A 20,131-nucleotide genomic window follows, 5' to 3' on the forward strand; every position below is an offset into this window, starting at 1 on the left:
TTACCTTCTTTCCCAACTTGCCCAACGGCGTACTCATCAGCGTACGCGAACTATTTGTATCGATCCACACCTCTACTAGGAGAACGTTTTGACTCACACTGATCTCGACCCGGGGAAGCCCCCGGTCCCAGCCCTGATTGAGGGGTACTACGCAGATCCTCATCTGACAGTGTTCGATGGAAGGTTCTATATCTATCCGACGACCGACGGCAGCGAAGGCTGGCAGGCGACGTCCTTCCGGGCCTTCTCGTCTCGGGATCTGGTCGAGTGGACCGATCACGGCGTGGTGTTCTCGCTCCCGGAGGACACCGGGTGGGCGCGTGAGCATGCCTGGGCGCCTGCCGTGGCCGAGCGTGACGGCCGGTACTTTCTCTACTACACGGCCGAGAGGGAGAACATCGGTGTCGCCGTGGCGCCCGCACCCACGGGCCCATTCAAGGACCTCGGCGTCCCGCTGATTTCCGAAGGGGCGTATCCGGGCCGCGCCATCGACCCCAATGTCTTCGTCGACGAGGACGGGGCGGCATACCTGTACTGGGGCAACGGCGTCGCCCACGTCGTGCGGCTCAATGACGACATGGTCTCCTTCGATCCATCGACGGTGATTTCCTGGATCCCGACGGCTTTCTGCGAGGCCCCGAACGTGCACCGCCGCGGGGGCGTCTACTACCTCTCCTGGTCCGAGAATGACACCCGGGATGAGAACTACCGGGTACGGTACGCCACCGCAACGAGCCCTTTCGGGCCCTGGACCGATCAGGGAGTGCTCCTGGAGAAGGCCCCCGGCCGCGGCATCTACGCCACGGGACACCACTCCATCGTCCGGATCCCTGACAGCGACGAATGGCTCATCGCCTACCACCGCTTCGCGATCCCCGGCGGGACCGGGTACCGCCGGGAACTCGCAATCGACCCTCTGATCCACACCCCGGAGGGGCGGCTCCAGAAGGTCCGGACCTCGCACGAACCGGTCGTGAGGGAACTGACGCACCATTGCACCACATCCGAACAAGCATCAAAGTAACAAGTAAGGAAAAGGGAAAGCTCATGCAGCAGCAAACCAAATCCACCCGGCGCCGCAAGCTGTCGTTCGGCATGGTGGCCGCCGGGACGGTGCTGGCCACCGTCGCAGCGCTCACGGGATGTTCCGACGCCTCCGGCGGCTCCAACGGTCAGGACACCGTCAGCTTCTACTCCTGGGATAACGAGGCGACGATGAAGCCTGTCCTGGAGGAGTTCAAGAAGGAAAACCCCGGCATCAACGTCCAGGTCTCCTACGGGACGCCTGTGCAGGGCTACATCTCGACCCTGCAGACCCGCCTGAACAGCGGCACGGCCGCCGACGTGTTCATCATCACCGCCGAGAACAAGACCGACATCATGAACAGCGGATTGGCCAAAGACCTCAGCGGCGAGCCCTGGATCAGCAACATTGCCGATGCCGCAAAGGCGACCTACACCAAGGACGGCAAAGTCTACGGCGCGGCCACGGCCTCCTGGGGCGGCGGCATCCTGTACAACAAAGACCTCCTGGCCAAGGTCGGGTTCACCGCCCCGCCCAAGACCTGGGACGACTTCCTCGCCCTGTGCAAGAAGCTCAAGGACGCAGGCATCACCCCGTTCTACGAGCGCGGCGACGAAATCCCGACGAGCTTGGCCGCCCTCCTCGGGCTCCAGAACGAAGCCAGGGGCCGCACGATGGACGCGGACATCTGGGCCGGGAAGACCTCCTTCGCCGATACCTGGACCGCCCCCTTGCAGCAGTGGCAGAAACTGTTCACCCTGGATCTGATGACCTCCTCCGTGGCCGGCCTGACCGGGGACCAGATCAACTCGGAGTTCGCCAAGGGATCCGTGGCGATGATCAGCACCGGCTCCTGGGCCCTTGGCAGCATCCAGAAGGCCGCTCCCGGCTTGAAAGTGGCTTTCATGCCTGTTGCCGGCGACTCCGGTAGCTACTGGGCCGGTGCCGTCTCACCCGGATACGCGGTCAACGCCAAGACCGACCACCAGGCCGCGGCCGGGAAGCTCGTCGAGTTCCTCCAAAGCAAGACCGGGGTCGAGCTGTACCAGAAACAGACAGCAACGATCACCACAACCAAGGACTACACGCCGAAGCTGGATCCGGCAGTATCCTCGATGGTTCCCGCCGTGCGGGCCGGCCAGTTCTACCTCCCGCAGGTCACCTGGCCCACGAACTCCGCCGCGATGAACACCGAAGCGGTTTCCCTCCTCCAGCAGCTCATCCAGGGCCAGAGCAGCCCCGAGAAGGTGTCAGCGGCACTGGATGCGAAGCTGAAGTCCCTCCAGGGCAAGTAACCCCCTTTCCCAGGGCCCGGCAGCACACCTCCAAGTCAGGACGCGCTGCCGGGTCCCTGGGGCCGCTCGAAAGGCATACCCATGGCACTCTCAACAACATCACCCTCGGTGCGCTCGGTCCAGCCGGGAGCCGTACAGCAGCCCCGGCGACGGCTGCGCCTCCCCTTCTCCTCATTGGCCTTCATGGCCCCGATTGTCGTCGTCTTCCTCGTGCTCTTCGTCGTTCCGATGGGCCAGTCGCTCTACTTCAGCTTCACCGACTTCAACGGGTACGTGAGCAACCCGAAATTCGTAGGATTCGCTAACTACGCACAGCTATTCAAGGACCCCTCGATGCTCTCGGCGCTCGGCTACACGGTCTTCTACGCGGTCTCGACGACCGTGCTGGTCACCGCGACGGCGATCCCGCTGGCACTGACCCTGAACCGCAAGTTCGTCGGGCTGAACTTCGTCCGGTCGGCCTTTTTCTTCCCCGCTATCCCCAGCGTCGCCGTCCTCGGGCTGGTGTGGGGGTTCATCCTCAACCCCCTCGGGTCCGGCGTGCTGAACTCCCTCATCCACTCCTTGACCGGACTCGGCCCGATCCCGTGGCTCTCCCAAAGCACACTCGCGCAGCTCTCCACGGTCGCCGTCACCGTCTGGGCGCTCACCGGATGGCATGCTGTCCTCTACCTGGCGTACCTCCAGGCGATCCCGGCCGACTACTACGAGGTCGCCAAGATCGACGGCGCCAGCGGGTGGCAGAGCTTCCGCTACATCACCCTGCCCCTGCTGGTCCCTGCCATGGCCGTCAGCCAACTGCTGCTGATGACCAACGGGCTAAAGGTCTACGACCTCCCCTTCACCCTGACCCACGGCGGCCCCGGCTTCTCGACCAGAACCCTCACCCAGTCCCTTATCGAAGACGGAATCGCCCAGTCACGCGTCGGCGCTGCCTCGGCCCTCGCCGTCCTGTTCCTGATCGTCGTCGGCCTGGTCGTTCTCGGCCAGATGGCGATCTCCAGCGCCCTGCAGAGGAAGTTCTCATGACCAAGACCCGGCACATCCTGACCTCCGCCCTCATGATCCCTCTGGCCTGCCTCATGGCGGTGCCCTTCTACTACATCATCGTCAACACCTTCAAGACGCAGGAGGAGACGGCCAATCACCCCCTTGCGCTCCCGACTCACTGGGTGTTCGAAAACTATACGAAGGTCTTCCAGGGCACAGAGATTCTCCACAGCCTACTGAACACCATCTACGTCACTGCAGCGTCGATCTTCCTCATGCTGGCCATCGGATCGCTGGCAGCATTCGGCAGGATCACCGGCCGAAGCAAGGTCTCAACGATCATCGGTGGAGTCCTCGTAGCCGCCTTCGTTATTCCCGGACAGGCAACGCTCATCCCGCTGTACCGGATGCTGGTGGGCGTGCACCTCGTGGACTCTCTCAACGGGCTCGTCGTGCTGTACGCCTGCGGGTCGATCTTCTGCTACTACCTGATCCTCGGATACATGCGCACCATCCCCGCTGAGATCATGGAGGCCGCCCGGATCGATGGCGCCGGACCATTCCGCATCTACTGGACCATCGTCCTGCCGCTGATCCGCCCGATCCTCGTCACCGTCGGAGTCTTCCAGACCATGTGGGTCTGGAACGACTTCATCACCCCCAATGTGTTCATCAGCTCCCAGGACAAGCAGACGCTGGTCCTGCAGGTCTACTCGGCCGTGGGGCAGTTCACCACCGACTGGCCGGCCTTCATGACCCTGACCGTCATCGTCCTGATCCCGATGGTGATCTTTTTCGTCCTGATGCAGCGGCACATCGTCAGCGGGCTCGTCAGCGGAAGCGTAAAGGGGTGACCGAACACAGCGGCTACCTCTTCGCCTACTTCACCTCCGCTGCCGAGGAGGACGGGGAACAGGTCCGCTTTGCACGAAGCAACGGGCCCGACCCGCTTGAATGGGAGACCCTGAACGGCGGGCGGCCCGTTCTCCGCTCAGACGTCGGCGAGCAAGGCGTCCGGGACCCGTTCCTGCTTCGCGCCGCCGGACTGCCCGGAGAGGATGCCGGCTACTACCTGCTCGCCACCGACCTGTGCATTGCACGACGGGACCCCCAGACCGCTTGGGAGGACTGCATCAAGGCCGGGAGCCGATGCATTGTCGTCTGGGAAAGCCAGGACCTGATCTCCTGGTCTGAACCCAGACTGGTCGAACTCGCTCCGCCGGACGCAGGGAATGCGTGGGCGCCCGAGGCTATGTACGACCCGGCCGCCGGCTCTTACCTCGTGTACTGGGCTTCGACGCTGCACGGGACCAGCGCGAACAACCAGAACTACCAACGGATGTTTTGCTCCAACACCGTCGACTTCAAGACCTTCACCCCCGCACGCGTCTGGATCGACCAGGGATGGTCAGTCATCGACTCCACCGTCGTTGCATCCGCCGGCCACTATTACCGATTCAGCAAAGACGAGCTCTCCGCGGACTCCTCAAGCCCAGACGCCAGACACATCACGGTCGAGCGCTCGAAGACCCTGGACAGCACGCAGTACAGCAGGGTCGCCACGGGAATCGGCGGGAACGGCATCATGCACGGAGAAGGGCCCATTGTGGTCCGGGGCCGGAACCAGTGGTGCCTCTTCATCGACGAGTACGGCCACCGCCGCTACACGGCGTTCACCAGTGACTCGCTCGAGACGGCCATGTGGTCCCCCGTCACCTCGAGACTGCCCTCGGGAGCCAGCCACGGTTCCATCCTCGCGCTGTCCCATGCCGAATGGTCCCGGCTCGAAGCGTTCGCAGGCAGGTGATCCATGGCCAGCTCCGGAACCGGAACACGCACACCCGTCCATGACTTGGACGTGCGGTCCGCACTCAACGACTGTCATAGCGCCCAGAAAGGCCGTAAGCACGGCGTGTCCGTGGTGGACGTAGCCAAACGAGCTGGCGTCTCTACTCAGACGGTGTCACGCGTTGCCAACGGGAACCCGGACGTCCGCAACGCGACCCGAGAGCGTGTTATCGCCGTGATGAACGAGCTGGGATACAGGCCCAACAGCGCCGCACGGGCGCTCAAGCGGGGCAGTTTCCGGACCATCGGCGTCATCACGTTCTCGCTGTCCTCGACCGGGACCATGCGCACCGTGGAAGCCATCGCCCTGCACGCCGCACGGCAGGACTTCGCCATCACGCTCATCCCGGTCACAGCCCCCACCCAGGCCGGGATCCAGGGTGCGTTCTCACGCATGAGCGAGCTCGCCGTCGACGCGGTCATCGCCATCATGGAGATCCACCTCCTCGACGCAGCCACCGTTGCGCTGCCCCCGGGAGTGAAGGTCGTCGTCGACTCCGACGCCGGCGAGCAGTACAGCGTGGTGGACACCGACCAGGCCGACGGCGCCCGCAAAGCCGTCCAGCACCTTCTGGACCTCGGCCACGAAACCGTCTGGCACGTCGCCGGCCCCGAGGAATCCTTCGCCAGCGAACGCCGCGCCGCCGCCTGGCGCACCACCCTCACCACCGCGGGCAGGCCCGTCCCACCGGTGCTCCGCGGCGACTGGTCAGCGGCCTCCGGATACGCCGCAGGCCTCCGGCTCGCCGACGAACCCGGCTGCACGGCGGTGTTCGCCGCCAACGACCACATGGCACTGGGCCTGCTCCGCGCCTTCCGCGAAAAAGGGAAATCCGTCCCGGAAGACATCAGCCTGGTCGGCTTCGACGACGTCCCCGAAGCCTCCTCCTACGCTCCCCCGCTCACCACTGTCCGTCAGAACTTCACCAACGTCGGCAACCAATGCGTCGACCACGTCCTCCGGCAGATCCACACCAACACCACCGAAACTGGCATTACCTTGGTCCCCACCCAGATCGTGCACCGCCAAAGCACCGCGCGGCCAAGGCAATAACCGTCTCACAATGCAGAGTCCGGAGCTCTTCTTTCGCGCCTGTCAGGAGCAAAGACTGTACGAACACGTAACCGACCAGACTTCCTGCAACTCGACCGCGGGGCTTGCAAACTTCGCGAAAGGGGGAACACAGGCGTGGTGCGGCGGTCCTCATAGCCGGTTGAAGTACACAGCAACCTGGCGCCCTCAAGCCTGATATCTTGACGTTCTTCTGGGGGCAACGGGCGCGAAGCAGCAGTCTGCGGCCGATAGCGGGAACTAGGTGAAGGGAGCGTTCCGATTGGCAGCTTCTGTTTGTTGCCGCCGGTCTCGGACCCAGATCTGCATTGGACATCGGCCAAGCTGTCGATGGCTTCTTGAGCGGAGCCGCGAAAACCGGCGCCCCGGCCTCCAGGGTTCATTCTTCAAAATGGGTAACCGACGTTGGTTCGTGGTTTGCAGTCCGGTCTTCTAAGATTCCTTCGGCAACGCTGCGGAGCTTCTCATTCCGGTTCTGGGAGGCATCGCGCAGCATCGCGAACGCCTCGTACTGGCTGCAGTGGTCCTGTTCCATGATGATGCCGGTCGCCAAATCGATGGCCGTCCTGCTTTCCATCGCGGCCTTGAGATCTTCGGCCAACAGGTCAGCTGAGGCGATCCGCACAGCCAGTCGCAACGCCTGGGCGGCCATGTCCGCGAAAACCGCCGCCTAGTCGATGGCTTCCGCGGTAAACAGCCCCGACTGCCGGGCAAAGAAGTTCAAAGCCGCGGAGGCGTCCTCACCAAGGGCCAACGGAACACCCAGCACGCTGCGGGCACCAACTGCAGCCAGGCTCTGGGAGAGCCGTGGCCACCGCTCGTCGGACCCGGTGTCGGGGAGCAGCACGGGCTTGAGGGTTTCGAGTGCTTCCAGACACGGACCTTCACCCAACGCCTACTCGACACCATCGAGCAGGATAGCGGTGTCGCTGCTGCCGGCGATCGTGACACTGCGCTTGCGCCGGTGCAGCGTCACGGCGCACTCAATCTGTGCCCCGGTGACCCGGCTAAGGGTCGCCGAGGCGTACCGGGTCATACCTTCGAGGAAGCCCTTAACGTCATCCGCTAACGTCACCGCACCGTCAATGAGCTGGTGCAGCCGCTGGAAGACCTCGTTCTGCTCGCCCGTCTCCATAGCAACATCCTAGAAGTGGACCTCATCAGCCTCATCACACGCCCAGGCACCGTCACAAGCAGGAACCATGGGTGAAAGAGGACCTCCAATGGTAGGGCGGGCTCAGGCCATGGGGAAGCACCCCTGGTAAGCCCAACCCAACCCCGACCGGGAATCGAGTACTACAGTGGTTGCATGGCTCCCAACCGCCATCCGCTCGACGAGTTACGCGAAACCATCGGCCATCTGGCCGATCAGCTCAAGCTGCCCGGTTCGGAGCGCGTCGACGACCTGGTCGGCGATCTCCTCGGTGTGAAGGCCGGACCGGCCCGGCCGCTGTCCGAGGTGCAGGCCGAGCTCGACGCGCTGGTCGGACTGGAGACCGTGAAGGAACAGGTGCGGGCCCTCGTCGCGCTGCTCCAAGTCCAGGCCCGCCGCAAGGCGCACGGCCTGCCGGAGGTAGCCACATCACAGCATCTGGTGTTCCTCGGAAACCCGGGCACGGGCAAGACCACCGTAGCCCGGCTCCTGGCCGAGATGTACCGCGCGGTCGGTCTGCTCCAGAAAGGCCACCTGGTCGAGGTCGACCGTTCCGGCCTGGTTGGGCAGTACGTCGGCCAGACCGCCATCAAGACGGACCGTGTGATCCGGCGTGCGCTGGATGGCGTGCTGTTCATCGACGAGGCCTACGCGCTGGCCCCGGAGGACGGCCGGATGGACTTCGGCCCCGAGGCGATCGAGGTCCTGCTCAAGCGGATGGAGGACCACCGCCACCGCCTGGTCGTGATCGTGGCCGGGTACCCGCGGCTGATGGAGTCCTTCCTGCTCTCGAACCCCGGACTGCGTTCCCGGTTCGCCCGCGAGATCACGTTCCCCGACTACTCCGTCGACGCACTCCAAACGATCTTCCACCAGATGCTGGCCCAGCACGAGTACACGCTTGGCCCGGGGGCGGACCAGATGCTGCGCCGTATCCTTACCGGGCTCCACCCGGGCGAGGACTCCGGGAACGCACGGTTCGCCCGCACGCTGTTCGAGCAGGCCCTCAACCGCCAGGCGCTGCGGCTGTCCCTCGACAAGGAGCAAAGTCTCGACGCGCTCGATCGTGAGGCCGTCATGACACTCACCGCGGACGACATCGTCCAGGCCGCGCTGGCCTTGGGCGAGGAGCCGGAGCCCGAACCGATGCCGGAACCGGAGCGGCCACGCTGGTGGCGCTGGCTGCAGGCCTGACCGGATCCGCGGCGGCTCTCAGGCGAATGCCCCTCCCACCCCGAGTGGAAGATCACATCAATTCCCCGGTCGTGCAACCGCAGGAAAGCTCTCCCACTCACCCAAGCTTGCTCCACGGCCCCTCACCCCAACCGGTCGCGAACGGCGCCACGCCACTGCTGCTGGGTCCCCGGGTGCAGCTTGACCAGGGCCTCGGCGGCGGCGGGCTCCTCCAGGCGGTTCATGCGCAGTGCGGGTGATGGCAGGGTCTTCCTTGTCAGCCCAGGAGGCGTGCAGGCGCTCCTCCCCCGCCCGCAAGTAAGCCGGGCTCCCTGTGAAGTCCGGCATCGGTAAGGTCGTGGGTCCTGCGCTTTACCAGCGCGCCATCCGTTCGTGTCGGCAGCACGGCCACGCATCCCCGCTCTGACGGCAGCCTCCCCTTGATCTTCTTGGCCCCGTTCTCTTGCCGGCAGATAGTGGCTTCCCCGCGAACACTTTGACGCTCGGGACAAGTGCCCTAATAGTCATGCTGTCAGCCGAAAGCCCTGCCATGAACAGGCGTGGGGGCAGAAACAGGCAACACCACGACACAGTTAGCTCGGCAACTTTGGAAGGTCATGCAGTTCCAACCCAGGCCGACCATGAACGAGCAGAACAGTCCACCACGACCGAAAAGGAGGAACGGGATGAACAACCAACGTCGAGCAGAAAAGAAATTTTCCGCCGAACGTTCTCAGATCATGTTGGCCAACCCAACAACGTCCATGAACAGGTACCAAAGACCAAACGGTCAACCACTGGGCAAGGAGGCAACCGGCCACAGCACCGGCCACCAATAAGAAAGGCCCCCGAAGGGGCCCTTCACAACACAAAATGTCCACATTCAGAGGCTAAAAGCCCCTGAACAGGGAAAACACGTGCCCAAGATGGGACTCGAACCAGCCTTCTCCCCCTGCAAATCCGACTCTCCCCCGAAAACATCCCCCAATCCGGCCCAGTCCGACGCCGGAACAACCGAATCCGAAGCCCAGGGTGTGCACATTGTGCACACCCTCTTTTTTGCCATTTTGGACGCCCATCCCCGCGCATGTGCGGCGTTTTGAGGGCGAGGAGTAACGGTGACGGACGCGCGCGATCGCTGCGCCTGATGTCCGGAGATACCCAGGCCCCACGCACGACCTTGCCCACACATTTCTGTCCGCGGCAAGCCGGCACCAGGATTCAATGATCATTGCGTTGCGGCCTCCTTCGAAGATCTCATGGGCGGACACCACAGAAGATGCATGACCGAACCCGTCCTATCGAGCACCGGAGTGCCACCAAGCACGGCGGCCTCCAACATGACGGAATCCCCATTATCGGCGTTGTCTGGACGGCTTGGCATGCTGAGCATTCGCCGACGCCGAGGCTTACGCCCACAGCCCCAAGCGCGCCGGGTTCAGGGCCACGTTCGCCGGCACGCCGCGGCATCGGACCATGAACGACAGGCCCGACAACAATGGGCTTCGTCTAAAAGCTTGCACTGGCAAACATCACGAGTTCAGCAAAAGGCTCATTCCAAGCCCGCCAGCGCTTGCTTATTCGAATCTTCCGCTGCTGTCGCGGCCCACTCAACGACAGCGACCCCCAGCCGATCGATTGTTGCTATCGCTTCATCGATAATCCCAGTGCATCTGATAAATCCATGAAGCTGCCCTTTGGCCTCCAAAACCTCGACCTGGACTCCTGCGGCAAGAGCCGCATCTGCATACTCCCTCGCTTCATCATGCAACGGGTCATGCGTTGCTACAACGACAACCATTGGTGGAATACCGTCTAGTTCTGCGGCCAAAATGGGGGAGGCGTCCGGGTGCCCGCGTTGATCCGGGTCGGGGCAGTACATATCCCAGTACCATTCCATGCGTCTTTTCGTGAGGCCATACCCAATAGAAAACTGGGCGTACGAAGCTGAATTCATTCGCCCGTCGGTGATGGGGTAAATGAGCAACTGTCCCAAGAGGCAAACGCCACTGGAGGGAGGGTGGTCTCGCAGCCGACGAGCAACGACTGCCGCGAGGTTTCCCCCGGCGCTGTCGCCCGCGATCACAACTCTCTGGGAGTTGATTCCCAAATTCTTGGCCTGATCGAGCAGCCAACGCGTAGCCGCCTCTGAGTCCTGTACCGCCGCTGGGAATGGCTCTTCAGGGGCACGCCGATAATCAACCGAGAACACGACAGATTGACTTGCGATCGCAAGCCGAGCGCACAATTCGTCATAGGTTGCCAGGTCCCCAACTGCCCAACCGCCGCCATGAATGAATACCATGGCTCCGGGAAGGGTAGCTAGCCCATGGGGGCGATACTCTCGCAAAGGGACGGATGTTGTTCCGCGAGTCGCCATGAGGTCGTATATACCGGCTAGATCGGGAGAACCTGCACCTATGACGCCCGCGGTGAGGGACTGTTCCCAGCGCGCTTCCTCTACGCTTTGGCTATATGGATCCGGACCGTTTTTGGAGGACCGAGATTCAAGGTATAAGCGCGCCTGGTAATTAAGCTCGGACGGGGATTCTGTCCGCCCGCTTCCTTCAACTGCCATCACATCAGTCCTTTCACTCTTACCCCCTCAGAACCAGCACTGGCCTCGAGGTAGGTAGCTCTCTTGCCGTGTCGTCACTGGTCAACTCTGGGTCCATCACGTCTTGACGGAGGTGGTCATGGCCGGACCTCGGCACGAGAACCCCTTGCGCTTGCGGCTGGCGGGCAAGCAAGTGCATTCACGGACGCAAAAGGCCCGGACCGACTTATACCTCGCGAGGTCCACTCCAGGTCGCTCCCCCTTCCACTTGGCAGCGGTTGTGGGTATCGAGGCACGAAGTGTTGCTGAAGGTGCTCTCTAGTCATCAATCCCATTCACGCCCTATTTACGTACATCCGTTTCCAGAGATGAACGATAGGCCGCACGAGGTATAAACGCAAGCACTTGCTGTTCGTAACGACGGGCCGGTCGAGCAGGAGCATGTTCAGTTCACTAAGACCAAGGCGCCTCAGCCGCGGTCGCAGCATTGACAGAAAAAATGCTTGCGCGGACAGATCGTGTCCGGTTACGCTTGTGATCGTAATAGGGAACCGGCGTTCCGCATTTCAAACAGTGCGAAGGATCTGCAGGTCAGTGTTGACCGAGGACAATACGCTTCCCTTCATTCCCCATTCTTGGAGGATTAGATTGAACCGTTCTAAATTTCGGCATCTCACCGTAGCGGTCGCTAGCGTTGCGGTTTCAACGACAATGTTGTCGGCCTGTAGTGCGGCAGACTCCGCGAACCCGGCCTCGACCGCGTCGGTGCAGAAGGATTCCGCTGCGCTTGCAGTAGCCCTTAAGGGCAACGAAGCGACGCCGCCTGCCACATCGCCGCCGGCGGCGAAGGACAAGAGCGTTTGGTTTGTTTCCTGCGGTCAGCAGGTCGCGTCCTGCGCGTCGTTTGCGGACGCGGCGAAGGAGGCAGCCGGGGCGCTGGGATGGGATTTCCATCTTGCTGATGGAAACCTGAATCAGGCCAACGGCTACTCAACGGCAATTCGCACAGCCCTGGCCGCGAAACCGGATGCCATCATCACGGATGCCTTTTCTTGTTCAATCGTGCAGCCCGAGCTGGAACGTGCAAAGCAGCAAGGCGTTCCCGTGCTTGGTCTGGAGACACTGGATTGTTCTGATACAGGCAGCGGACCTTCATTGTTTACCGTCCCGATGATCTACAGCGAGACTTACCCGGACAACAAGTCGTGGTGGACCGGCTGGGGCGAGTGGTCAGCGAAATACCTGGCCGCTGACTCGGGCGGTACCGCGAAGGTAGTCACGAATATGGGTCAGGGTGACCCACAATTCGACCTGTTGAACAATGGGTTCAAGAGCGAACTGGCAAAATGCTCCGGCTGTTCGATCGTGGCAGACGTCCCCTGGACAGTTTCTGACCTGGCGCCCAACGGCCCGTGGGTTACAGCGCTGCGCAATGCCCTGATCAAGTATCCCGAGGCGGGGTACGTCTGGTGGCCCTTTGACAGCAACGGTGTTGACAGCGGCGGCGCCAAAGCGATTCTGCAAGCCGGACATAAGGCAAAGGTGGTCTCCGGTATCGGAACAGGCCCTGGACTCGATCTGGTTCGGTCTGGCCAGGTGCACGCAGAAGGTGTGGCCCGATCTTCTGACTGGTTGTCGTGGGGTGCGATGGATCAGCTGAACCGTCACTTCAACGGCCAGCCGTCGGTCCCTCAAGGTGTCGGGTTCGTGTCGATCGACAAAGATCACAACTTGAGTCCAACGTCCGGCGATGCGTACAAGACCGCGGTTCCCTTTAAGGAGCTTTATAAGAAGGCCTGGGGAGTCGACTGACCGTGGCCCGGTTGGACAGCCCCCACCCGGGGACGGGATGGGACGGTACCGCCAGCGCCGACTCATTCCGCCTGGGGACGTTAAATGGAAAGACGGAGATGACTGATCTGACTGCCGAACGGGAGCCCGTTCTGCGACCCAATAACTTGGATGCTGCGGCGTCAAGGCAACTCGCGCTAGGCATTCGGGGACTCTCTAAGGTGTTTCCTGGTACACAGGCGCTCAAGGGAATCGACCTCGACATCCACTACGGTGAAGTACACGCGCTGTGCGGCGGAAACGGCTGCGGGAAGTCCACTCTGATCAAGATACTCGCTGGATTCGCGCCCGCGGACCAGGGAACCGTGATGATCAATGGCCGCCAGCTCGATGCTGCGAGCTTGGACCCCAAAGCCTCTTATAATCTCGGTTTCAGGGTAGTCCACCAAGATCCGCCGCTCTACCCGGACCTAAGCGTTGAAGAGAACATTGCTTTGTCCGCACGATACCCAACGTCCGGATCCGGCAACATCTCTTGGCGGGAGGTGAGGCGGCGGGCACAGCAGTTGATCCTGCGGTATAGCATTCAGGCCTCTCCCGAAACACTAGTACGGGATCTTCCCGTGTCCGTGCGGACACAGGTTGCTATCGCGGCAGCCCTCCAGGATGTCGACGGTGGTCGATGCATCGTCGCACTCGATGAACCCACGGCAGCGCTCCCCGCTGCGGAAGTAAAAGTACTGCTCGAGGCCATGCGGCAGCTGGCGGCTCTGGGCCATGCGGTCATCTTCGTCAGCCACCGTTTGGACGAAGTCCTTGAAGCGACCGATCGTGTCACCGTGATGCGTGACGGTCAGGTGTTCAAGGACCATCGGACCGAGACGCTGACTGAATCTGAGCTGATCGAGTCGATTGTCGGACGCGCTGCGGCGGATCTTCAGCCGCAGCGCTCAACAGCCGCCCCGTCGGGCGACCCCATCCTGACAGTCACGGACCTTACGGCGGGTCCTGTCCGAGATGCCAGTTTCGAGATCCGCCCCGGTGAAGTCGTCGGAGTGGCAGGCCTACTTGGCTCAGGCCGAACGGAATTGCTCAGCGCAATCTACGGCGGGCTGAAGAAGACCGCAGGAAAAGTAGAAGTCAACGGCCGCGCAGCCGACTTTCGGCGCATTGATCAGGCGATCGGCGCCGGGGTCGTAATGGTCCCAGAGGACCGCCCCCGCATCGGCGCGTTTTTGGACATGTCAGTGGACCAGAACATGGATATTGGGGTGCTCGATCGATACTGGAAAGGCATCGGGTTCCGCAGTGGGCAGATGAGCCGGGACGCTGATGAACTACGTGCAAGATTTGGCGTCAAGGCAGCCTCTGGGTCTGTCCAGATGCGGACATTGTCCGGCGGCAATCAGCAAAAGGCGATCCTGGCACGATGGCTGCGTCGCGACAAGGTCTCAATCCTCCTGCTCGATGAGCCCACCCAGGGCGTTGACGTCGGGGCACGCTCGGACATTTACAGGCTTGTCCGAAAGGCAACGGAGGCTGGCGCAGCTGCGCTCGTGGTCACGTCCGACTTCGAAGAGCTAGCGCAGTTTGTCGACCGTGCTCTGATACTCCGAAACGGGCGCGTTGTCGCTCACGTACCAAACGATGAGCTCACAGCCCACCGCCTCAATGAACTCGTCCACATGCAAAGTAGGAACAACCATGACTGACACTGCGGAACTGGCACACGAACGCACGGCCCCTCCGGACCTTAATATCCGTGGATACATCGAAAAGTCCGGACTGCCTATCTTCCTAGTCCTTCTGATTGCCGTATTCGCGCTCATGCCAAGCACCGGGCAACAGTTCCGGTCGCTGCTCAACATACAAAACGTCCTGGGATACCAGTCCGTAACGGGTCTGATTGCATTGGCCATGGTAATTCCGCTCGTGGCTGGATACTTCGACCTGTCGGTCGCGGCCATCGCCGGGTTGGCCAACGTGACCGTCGCGAGCCTCATTTCACAACATGGCCAGCCGGTCGTGGTCGCCTTAATTGCTGGCCTCCTGGTCGGCGCCTTGGCGGGTGCAGTGAATGCAGTACTTGTGTCCGGCTTCAATTTGGATCCGTTCATAGCGACCCTTGGAACGTACATCTTTTGGGCAGGCGCGCTCGCCCTATACACAGGCGGGCAGACCATTTCCAACAACATTCCACTTGATTTTTCACTCTGGACGACGCAGAGGTTGCTTCTGATCCCCCTCCCCTTTTGGCTTCTAGTTGTCGTAGCGATCATCGTCTGGTACTTCCTGAACCAAGTTCCATTCGGAAGGAAACTGGCAGCCATCGGCAGCAATGAGCCAGCAGCAAAGCTGGCTGGCATCCGCACCCGACGGTCCGTGGCGTTGACTTTCGTTCTGTCAGGGCTTCTGGCCGGAGTTGCCGGAGGGCTTCTCACCTCAAGTAACGGAGGTGGCGATGCCACCAGCGCAATCTCGTACCTTTTCCCGTCCCTCGCTGCAGTATTCCTCGGCCGGACTGCCATCCGCCCCGGCCATTACAACGTCTGGGGCACGATGTTCGGCCTCTTCCTCGTGGCAGTAGCAGTTAACGGGTTCACGCTCTTAGGAGTAGCAAGCAGCGTGACGCAAATGTTCAACGGCGGTGCCCTGATCGTCAGTGTCGCCATCGCGACCCTGAGTGCAAGTGCTCGTGAGCGTAAAGCACGAAAGATGCAACTAGAAAAGCTGCGGGCGTCTTCGTGACGGACTACTCCGGACTGTCGCCTGACTTTCACACCGCCGTGATCATCACTGAGCGCGGTGGAAGCCATCGCGTACTGGCCCGGTCTGTTTCCACGGACATACTGATGCCACACATCGAGGAGCACCATGACATCTGAAGAACCGTACGAACCCATGCGACGTGTTGTAACAGGCGAGAACGCCAAAGGACGGTCTGTCATTGTTTCTGATGCGACGATCACCGATTGGGTCCGTCGGCCGACGGGACTGTCAATAACAGAAATATGGCGAACCGATTCTCTTCCAGCACGAACTGGTGACATGCCTTCGCCACCGGAAGGTGTCCTCGCCGCACCGACTGGCCAGGGTGTGGCTTTCAGGATCGCTGTGTTTCCTCCTGACGGCGGAACTAATCCAGAACAGATGGCAGAGTACGAGGCGTCTATGCGTGACCTATACGGCGACCAAGGCGGCCAGCAAGCCAGCGAAGTCGCCGGCATGCATCGAACGGACACCATCGACGTTATGGCCATCATTGACGGAGAACTATGTCTGCTTCTGGATGAGGGTGAAACAGTACTGCGCCCAGGCGACTTCCTCGTCCAGCGCGGAACTCGGCATGCGTGGAGAAATCGGTCAGATCATTCATGCACTGTAGTGACGGCCATGTTGCCGGCGGCACGTGAATGACGTCGCAAGAAGGAAAAATTCCTACTTGAAAGAATCAACCCGCAGCTAATTGCTAAAGGGCAATGACTGCGATCGGGCAATGATTGCAAAGGAGCAAAAATGTCCAGTTTGGACCAGATCATCGATAATACGGTGGAACGAGGCGTTGCCCCCTTCCTCGTGGCAATGGTGACTGATCGCGAAGGAGTCGTCTGGGAACACAGCGCTGGACAGGCCAACGCCGCACGTGCGGCCGGCCCAGATACCGTCTTCACGCTGTTTTCGATGACAAAAGCGATTGGCAGCCTGATGGCCGTCATGGCAATCGACCGCGGTCTGATAACACTAGACACTCCTGTAGGAGATGTCCTCCCTGCCTTCGATGAACTGCAGGTGTTGGAAGCGGTCACTGCAGAGGGCCCTCGCTACCGCAAGCCCAGGACCCGGGCGACTCTTCGGCACCTTCTTACACACACCAGCGGTATGGGCTATGAGCCCTTCTATCCCTTGATGGCTGAGTATGCAGAAGCGACCCCCTCACATTCGACGGATGTCACTGGCACGCACGCGTCCCTGAACTATCCGTTGCTGTTCGACCCCGGTCAGGACTTCGCCTACGGGGTATCGACGGATTGGGTCGGAGCGCTCGTAGCGGAACTGGATGGACGCCCTATGGACCGGCTCCTACGTGAAGACATTCTCGACCCCTTGGGGATGACGAATACCTACTTCGAACGCGCTCAAGCTGGCGACCACCTCGCAGACCAGGCGCTCAAGCATCCGGACGGAACGCTCGAACCTTGCCAGGTCTTTCCAGCGGCGAATCCAGAAATCTATCACATGGGCCACGCACTTTACGGGAGCGCTGCGGACTATTTGTCCTTTCTACGGCTCGTCTTGAACCGGGGAGAGCACGATGGCCATACCATCGTGGGATCCGACGCGATGGGGCTGATGTTCGAAAACCAGTTAGGGGGCGTAACGCTGCCGACGCCCGTCATTAAATCGTATATACCGTCGATGTCGTATGACATAGAACCGTGCCCTGGGTTACGCAAAACGCACACGGCAGGCTTTTTCCGAACAGAAGAGGCAACGCCAGGAATGCGCGGCGTTGGATCCCTGACCTGGGCCGGGGTTCTGAATAGCCATTACTGGATCGACCCCAGCCGCGGAATCGCGGCCGTATTCATGACGCAAATGCTGCCATTCTGCGACCCGGACCTTATGGCCAGCCTTGATGACTTTGAACGTGCCGTCTGCGAGAAATTCGGACGCTAATAGAAGCATTGTTTCATCGCCGATGAGAAATTGGACCTCCTACTAACTAACAATGCAAGTTTAGTTGGTGACGGACTGGATAAATAGGAAGTGTGTGAAATGAACGGACTGCACGGCAAGACTGTTGTGGTGACGGGAGCTGCCAGCGGAATTGGGGCCGCAACAACGAAACGCCTTCACGCCGAAGGCGCCTACGTGGTGGCAGCCGATCTGCGCCTCGAAGATGTGGAGAAGGTACTGGTCGATCTGGACCCCAGCGATCGGACTCTCGCCGTGGCGGCGGATGTTTCAGACCCCAAACAGGCGAATGCACTAATCTCGACCGCCAGGGACGCCTTTGGCCCACTGCACGGGCTCGTCAATAGCGCCGGAATCCGAGGCGTCGGAAATATCCTCGACTTCTCGCCAGAGGAGCTTGAACGGGTTCTTACTATTAACCTCAGCGGGACCCTCTTCGTGTGCCAGGCATTCGCAGCCTCACTTGTATCGGAAGATGGCCACGGGGCTATCGTCAACGTAAGTTCAGCCGCGGGTATTCGCGGAAACCCGAACCGCCTGCCGTACGCCGCCTCAAAGTTTGGGGTTGTTGGTGCTACACAAACTATGGCGCTCGAACTCGCCGGCTCTGGCGTGCGCGTGAACGCCGTCGCCCCTGGAATGATCCGCACACCGATGACAGCTCCAATGTTTCAGGATGAAGCCAATGTAGAGAAAATCAATGCGGCACACCCAATTGGGCGAACCGGGGAGCCGGAGGAAGTCGCCGCGGCCATTGCTTTCTTGCTTTCCGATGACGCGAGCTTCATCACCGGGGCCATTCTCCCCGTTGATGGAGGATGTACGGCAGGAATTCCCTCATTTGGTGGACGCGGATAGCCGCCACAAACGTTGTGCTGCCGGGAACAAACCCTCGCGCATGTGTTGGAGGTGATCGGCGTAATGTCGAATAGATCGGTGTCCTGTTTTTTGCGGACATGCAAATAGGCGGTTCTGTCAGCTGGCGGCTCCCGTAGCGTCGCCTTAAGGGGCGGTCTGCACTTTGACCCGTCAGCCAGTCCGTACCGGAAATTTCTCCGACCTGGCCGGAGAAATTTACGGCCTCGGGACCCTGGTGGGGCCAGATACGTCCGTCCATCCAGAACCAAAAAGGATTAACAAAGGTGCACCCTTCAACCTTTAAGAAGATTTCTTCCGGCAGGGGATTCTGCCGTCGGTGGTGGAGCTTGGAATCCAAGTTTGGCCACAGTGCATCCATCCGACATGGCGGGGAACCTAATGCTATGCGACTGTTGGGTATTGTCGGGTTATGAGTGAGACCTCATTGCGGAAAGATGCCGAGGACAACCGTCGTAGGCTGCTGGTTGCCGCGCGCGAGGTGTTCGCCGAGCATGGGTTCGAAGCGACACTGCATGACGTTGCCCGTCACGCCGGTGTCGGCGTGGGCACCGCGTACAGGCGGTTCTCGAACAAGTACGACCTCATGGACGCGATCCTTGAGGACCAGGTGAATGAGCTCGAGCAAGTCCTTCGTGATTCACTAGCCGAGCCGGACGCCTGGGCCGGCATTGTTTCTTACCTTGAGCGTTCGCTCGCAATCCAAGCGCGTGATCGCGGCATGGCGCAGATTCTTTCGGGCAAGCGCATCACGAAGGAGCAATATGACTGGGAGCGTGACCGGCTGGCGCCTCTCGTAACTGCTCTCGCCGACCGTGCCCGTGAACAGCGTGTAGTGCGGCCCGACCTGACCGGGACCGATTTGATCTTCCTGCAGATCGGAATTGCGGCCATCGCATTCACTGCCAGAGCAGGAGCCGCAAACGTCGACCGCGGAGACGTTACCGACCTTTACCGACGCTATCTCTGGATCGCGCTCGACGGTATTCGTGCCCGTGCGGGCGCCGTGGATCTCCCAGTGGAAGCACTCAGCACGGAGCAGACACACCAGCTGCTGGGTCAACGACCTATCGGCTAATGACCTGGCACGGCGACGTTCAACCGCCGTGCCTTGTGCGGCCTTACGCGGAAGAGCTCGCAGATTTTTTCGACCCTTGAGACTGCCATAGCGGGCCCATCACGCTAAGCGTGCTCTCGCATCCGGCGGCCGGGGCGGCCCGCATTCGTCGATCTTGGCTTTCACTTCACCACCAGCAAGCGACAACAGCAGGAAACCTTCGGGCACTGCCCCCGGCACAGTCCAGCCAGGGACAGCCACGGATGGACAGGCTTATGGCTAACCTCGTACCACCCCTTCTCCTCTCACGGCGCCATGGTGACCTTTCGTCAGTTAATGGAATCTTCGTTGTCGGCGTTCAAACATCGGGAGTAGGACGAGGCGCGAGAACTCCCGCGCGATGACGAATCCGACGTTTCCGCTGGTGCCCCGCGGCGGTGACCGTAACCTTCGGCGCCTTCTTCTGTCGTGCCTTTCGCCGGTATCGGCAGTGCCCGGGGCCCTGCGGCGTCACAGTTGCCGGCGATCCCGGTCTGCACGAGGTTTCACCCTTATCTATCCCCCATGGCGTTGCTGCCGGTGATGGTGATTTCACGGTTG

18 protein-coding genes are annotated in these 20,131 nt (G+C 61.2%); 14 read left to right on the forward strand and 4 right to left on the reverse strand.

Annotated features, from left to right (window positions below; all coding sequences use genetic code 11):
• Window positions 1–88 precede the first annotated feature (88 nt).
• The 6 genes from ACFQ50_RS11445 to ACFQ50_RS11470 all read left to right on the forward strand — a co-directional run bounded on the left by ACFQ50_RS11445 (window position 89) and on the right by ACFQ50_RS11470 (window position 6,211).
• Window positions 89–1,024, forward strand: a complete 936-nt coding sequence (locus ACFQ50_RS11445; RefSeq protein ID WP_377995654.1) for a family 43 glycosylhydrolase — start codon at window positions 89–91, stop codon at window positions 1,022–1,024.
• 23 nt (window positions 1,025–1,047) lie between these two features.
• Window positions 1,048–2,319 carry an ABC transporter substrate-binding protein gene (locus ACFQ50_RS11450; RefSeq protein ID WP_377995655.1) on the forward strand — a complete coding sequence of 424 codons (1,272 nt, stop codon included), beginning with the start codon at window positions 1,048–1,050 and terminating at the stop codon, window positions 2,317–2,319.
• 81 nt (window positions 2,320–2,400) lie between these two features.
• A complete protein-coding gene (locus ACFQ50_RS11455) occupies window positions 2,401–3,348 on the forward strand; it encodes a carbohydrate ABC transporter permease (RefSeq protein ID WP_377995656.1) in 948 nt (315 codons plus the stop codon).
• On the forward strand, window positions 3,345–4,163 hold the full coding sequence (locus ACFQ50_RS11460; protein WP_377995657.1) for a carbohydrate ABC transporter permease: 819 nt from the start codon (window positions 3,345–3,347) through the stop codon (window positions 4,161–4,163). The genes ACFQ50_RS11455 and ACFQ50_RS11460 overlap by 4 nt, the downstream gene beginning before the upstream one ends.
• Entirely contained in the window at window positions 4,160–5,116 is a 957-nt protein-coding gene (locus ACFQ50_RS11465; protein WP_377995658.1) for a glycoside hydrolase family 43 protein, read from the forward strand. Before ACFQ50_RS11460 ends, ACFQ50_RS11465 begins: the two co-directional genes overlap by 4 nt.
• A 3-nt stretch (window positions 5,117–5,119) precedes the next feature.
• Window positions 5,120–6,211: a LacI family DNA-binding transcriptional regulator gene (locus tag ACFQ50_RS11470; RefSeq protein WP_377995659.1), complete on the forward strand. Its 1,092-nt coding sequence runs from the start codon at window positions 5,120–5,122 to the stop codon at window positions 6,209–6,211.
• A gap of 397 nt (window positions 6,212–6,608) precedes the next feature.
• On the opposite strand, the gene ACFQ50_RS11475 is transcribed toward ACFQ50_RS11470, so the two are convergent.
• From ACFQ50_RS11475 to ACFQ50_RS11485, 3 genes are read right to left on the reverse strand one after another with little or no spacing between them, the layout of a single operon-like run.
• Window positions 6,609–6,881 (reverse strand): ANTAR domain-containing protein, encoded by a 273-nt coding sequence (locus ACFQ50_RS11475; protein WP_377995660.1) that lies wholly within the window; start codon window positions 6,879–6,881, stop codon window positions 6,609–6,611.
• An 18-nt stretch (window positions 6,882–6,899) separates the two neighbouring features.
• Window positions 6,900–7,121, reverse strand: coding sequence for a GAF domain-containing protein (locus ACFQ50_RS11480; protein ID WP_377995661.1), 222 nt, complete (start codon window positions 7,119–7,121; stop codon window positions 6,900–6,902).
• Window positions 7,122–7,124: 3 nt separating this feature from the next.
• Window positions 7,125–7,364 carry a hypothetical protein gene (locus ACFQ50_RS11485; protein WP_377995662.1) on the reverse strand — a complete coding sequence of 80 codons (240 nt, stop codon included), beginning with the start codon at window positions 7,362–7,364 and terminating at the stop codon, window positions 7,125–7,127.
• Between the two features lie 174 nt (window positions 7,365–7,538).
• Here ACFQ50_RS11485 and ACFQ50_RS11490 point away from each other — a divergent pair, with 174 nt between their 5' ends.
• Window positions 7,539–8,576, forward strand: a complete 1,038-nt coding sequence (locus ACFQ50_RS11490) for an AAA family ATPase (RefSeq protein WP_377995663.1) — start codon at window positions 7,539–7,541, stop codon at window positions 8,574–8,576.
• A gap of 1,531 nt (window positions 8,577–10,107) precedes the next feature.
• Here the strand turns inward: ACFQ50_RS11490 and ACFQ50_RS11495 are convergent.
• Complete coding sequence (locus ACFQ50_RS11495) at window positions 10,108–10,860, reverse strand: alpha/beta hydrolase (protein WP_377995664.1); 753 nt, start codon at window positions 10,858–10,860, stop codon at window positions 10,108–10,110.
• Between the two features lie 1,017 nt (window positions 10,861–11,877).
• On the opposite strand from ACFQ50_RS11495, the gene ACFQ50_RS11500 reads away from it, so the two are divergent.
• From ACFQ50_RS11500 to ACFQ50_RS11530, 7 genes are all read left to right on the forward strand, one after another.
• The gene (locus ACFQ50_RS11500) at window positions 11,878–12,924 is read left to right on the forward strand and encodes a sugar ABC transporter substrate-binding protein (protein ID WP_377995665.1); all 1,047 of its coding nucleotides are present in this window, start codon (window positions 11,878–11,880) and stop codon (window positions 12,922–12,924) included.
• Window positions 12,925–13,022: 98 nt separating this feature from the next.
• Complete coding sequence (locus tag ACFQ50_RS11505) at window positions 13,023–14,615, forward strand: sugar ABC transporter ATP-binding protein (RefSeq protein ID WP_377995666.1); 1,593 nt, start codon at window positions 13,023–13,025, stop codon at window positions 14,613–14,615.
• On the forward strand, window positions 14,608–15,651 hold the full coding sequence (locus ACFQ50_RS11510) for an ABC transporter permease (RefSeq protein WP_377995667.1): 1,044 nt from the start codon (window positions 14,608–14,610) through the stop codon (window positions 15,649–15,651). Before ACFQ50_RS11505 ends, ACFQ50_RS11510 begins: the two co-directional genes overlap by 8 nt.
• Window positions 15,652–15,777: 126 nt before the next feature.
• Window positions 15,778–16,320 carry a cupin domain-containing protein gene (locus ACFQ50_RS11515; protein ID WP_377995668.1) on the forward strand — a complete coding sequence of 181 codons (543 nt, stop codon included), beginning with the start codon at window positions 15,778–15,780 and terminating at the stop codon, window positions 16,318–16,320.
• Window positions 16,321–16,419: 99 nt separating this feature from the next.
• The gene (locus ACFQ50_RS11520) at window positions 16,420–17,580 is read left to right on the forward strand and encodes a serine hydrolase domain-containing protein (protein WP_377995669.1); all 1,161 of its coding nucleotides are present in this window, start codon (window positions 16,420–16,422) and stop codon (window positions 17,578–17,580) included.
• Between the two features lie 99 nt (window positions 17,581–17,679).
• Entirely contained in the window at window positions 17,680–18,456 is a 777-nt protein-coding gene (locus ACFQ50_RS11525; RefSeq protein ID WP_377995670.1) for an SDR family NAD(P)-dependent oxidoreductase, read from the forward strand.
• Window positions 18,457–18,886: 430 nt separating this feature from the next.
• A complete protein-coding gene (locus ACFQ50_RS11530) occupies window positions 18,887–19,552 on the forward strand; it encodes a TetR/AcrR family transcriptional regulator (RefSeq protein WP_377995671.1) in 666 nt (221 codons plus the stop codon).
• Window positions 19,553–20,131: the final 579 nt, after the last annotated feature.

Origin of the sequence: Arthrobacter sp. NPDC056493 (genome assembly GCF_042795115.1) — a bacterium.
Lineage (GTDB): Bacteria > Actinomycetota > Actinomycetes > Actinomycetales > Micrococcaceae > Arthrobacter.

Coding starts and splice junctions, on each gene's coding strand:
- ACFQ50_RS11525 (WP_377995670.1), top strand. CDS start 17,680: ATGAACGGACTGCACGGCAAGACTGTTGTGGTGACGGGAGCTGCCAGC.
- ACFQ50_RS11505 (WP_377995666.1), top strand. CDS start 13,023: ATGACTGATCTGACTGCCGAACGGGAGCCCGTTCTGCGACCCAATAAC.
- ACFQ50_RS11455 (WP_377995656.1), top strand. CDS start 2,401: ATGGCACTCTCAACAACATCACCCTCGGTGCGCTCGGTCCAGCCGGGA.
- ACFQ50_RS11520 (WP_377995669.1), top strand. CDS start 16,420: ATGTCCAGTTTGGACCAGATCATCGATAATACGGTGGAACGAGGCGTT.
- ACFQ50_RS11475 (WP_377995660.1), bottom strand. CDS start 6,881: ATGGCCGCCCAGGCGTTGCGACTGGCTGTGCGGATCGCCTCAGCTGAC.
- ACFQ50_RS11515 (WP_377995668.1), top strand. CDS start 15,778: ATGACATCTGAAGAACCGTACGAACCCATGCGACGTGTTGTAACAGGC.
- ACFQ50_RS11470 (WP_377995659.1), top strand. CDS start 5,120: ATGGCCAGCTCCGGAACCGGAACACGCACACCCGTCCATGACTTGGAC.
- ACFQ50_RS11490 (WP_377995663.1), top strand. CDS start 7,539: ATGGCTCCCAACCGCCATCCGCTCGACGAGTTACGCGAAACCATCGGC.
- ACFQ50_RS11530 (WP_377995671.1), top strand. CDS start 18,887: ATGAGTGAGACCTCATTGCGGAAAGATGCCGAGGACAACCGTCGTAGG.
- ACFQ50_RS11495 (WP_377995664.1), bottom strand. CDS start 10,860: ATGGTATTCATTCATGGCGGCGGTTGGGCAGTTGGGGACCTGGCAACC.
- ACFQ50_RS11510 (WP_377995667.1), top strand. CDS start 14,608: ATGACTGACACTGCGGAACTGGCACACGAACGCACGGCCCCTCCGGAC.
- ACFQ50_RS11450 (WP_377995655.1), top strand. CDS start 1,048: ATGCAGCAGCAAACCAAATCCACCCGGCGCCGCAAGCTGTCGTTCGGC.
- ACFQ50_RS11460 (WP_377995657.1), top strand. CDS start 3,345: ATGACCAAGACCCGGCACATCCTGACCTCCGCCCTCATGATCCCTCTG.
- ACFQ50_RS11485 (WP_377995662.1), bottom strand. CDS start 7,364: ATGGAGACGGGCGAGCAGAACGAGGTCTTCCAGCGGCTGCACCAGCTC.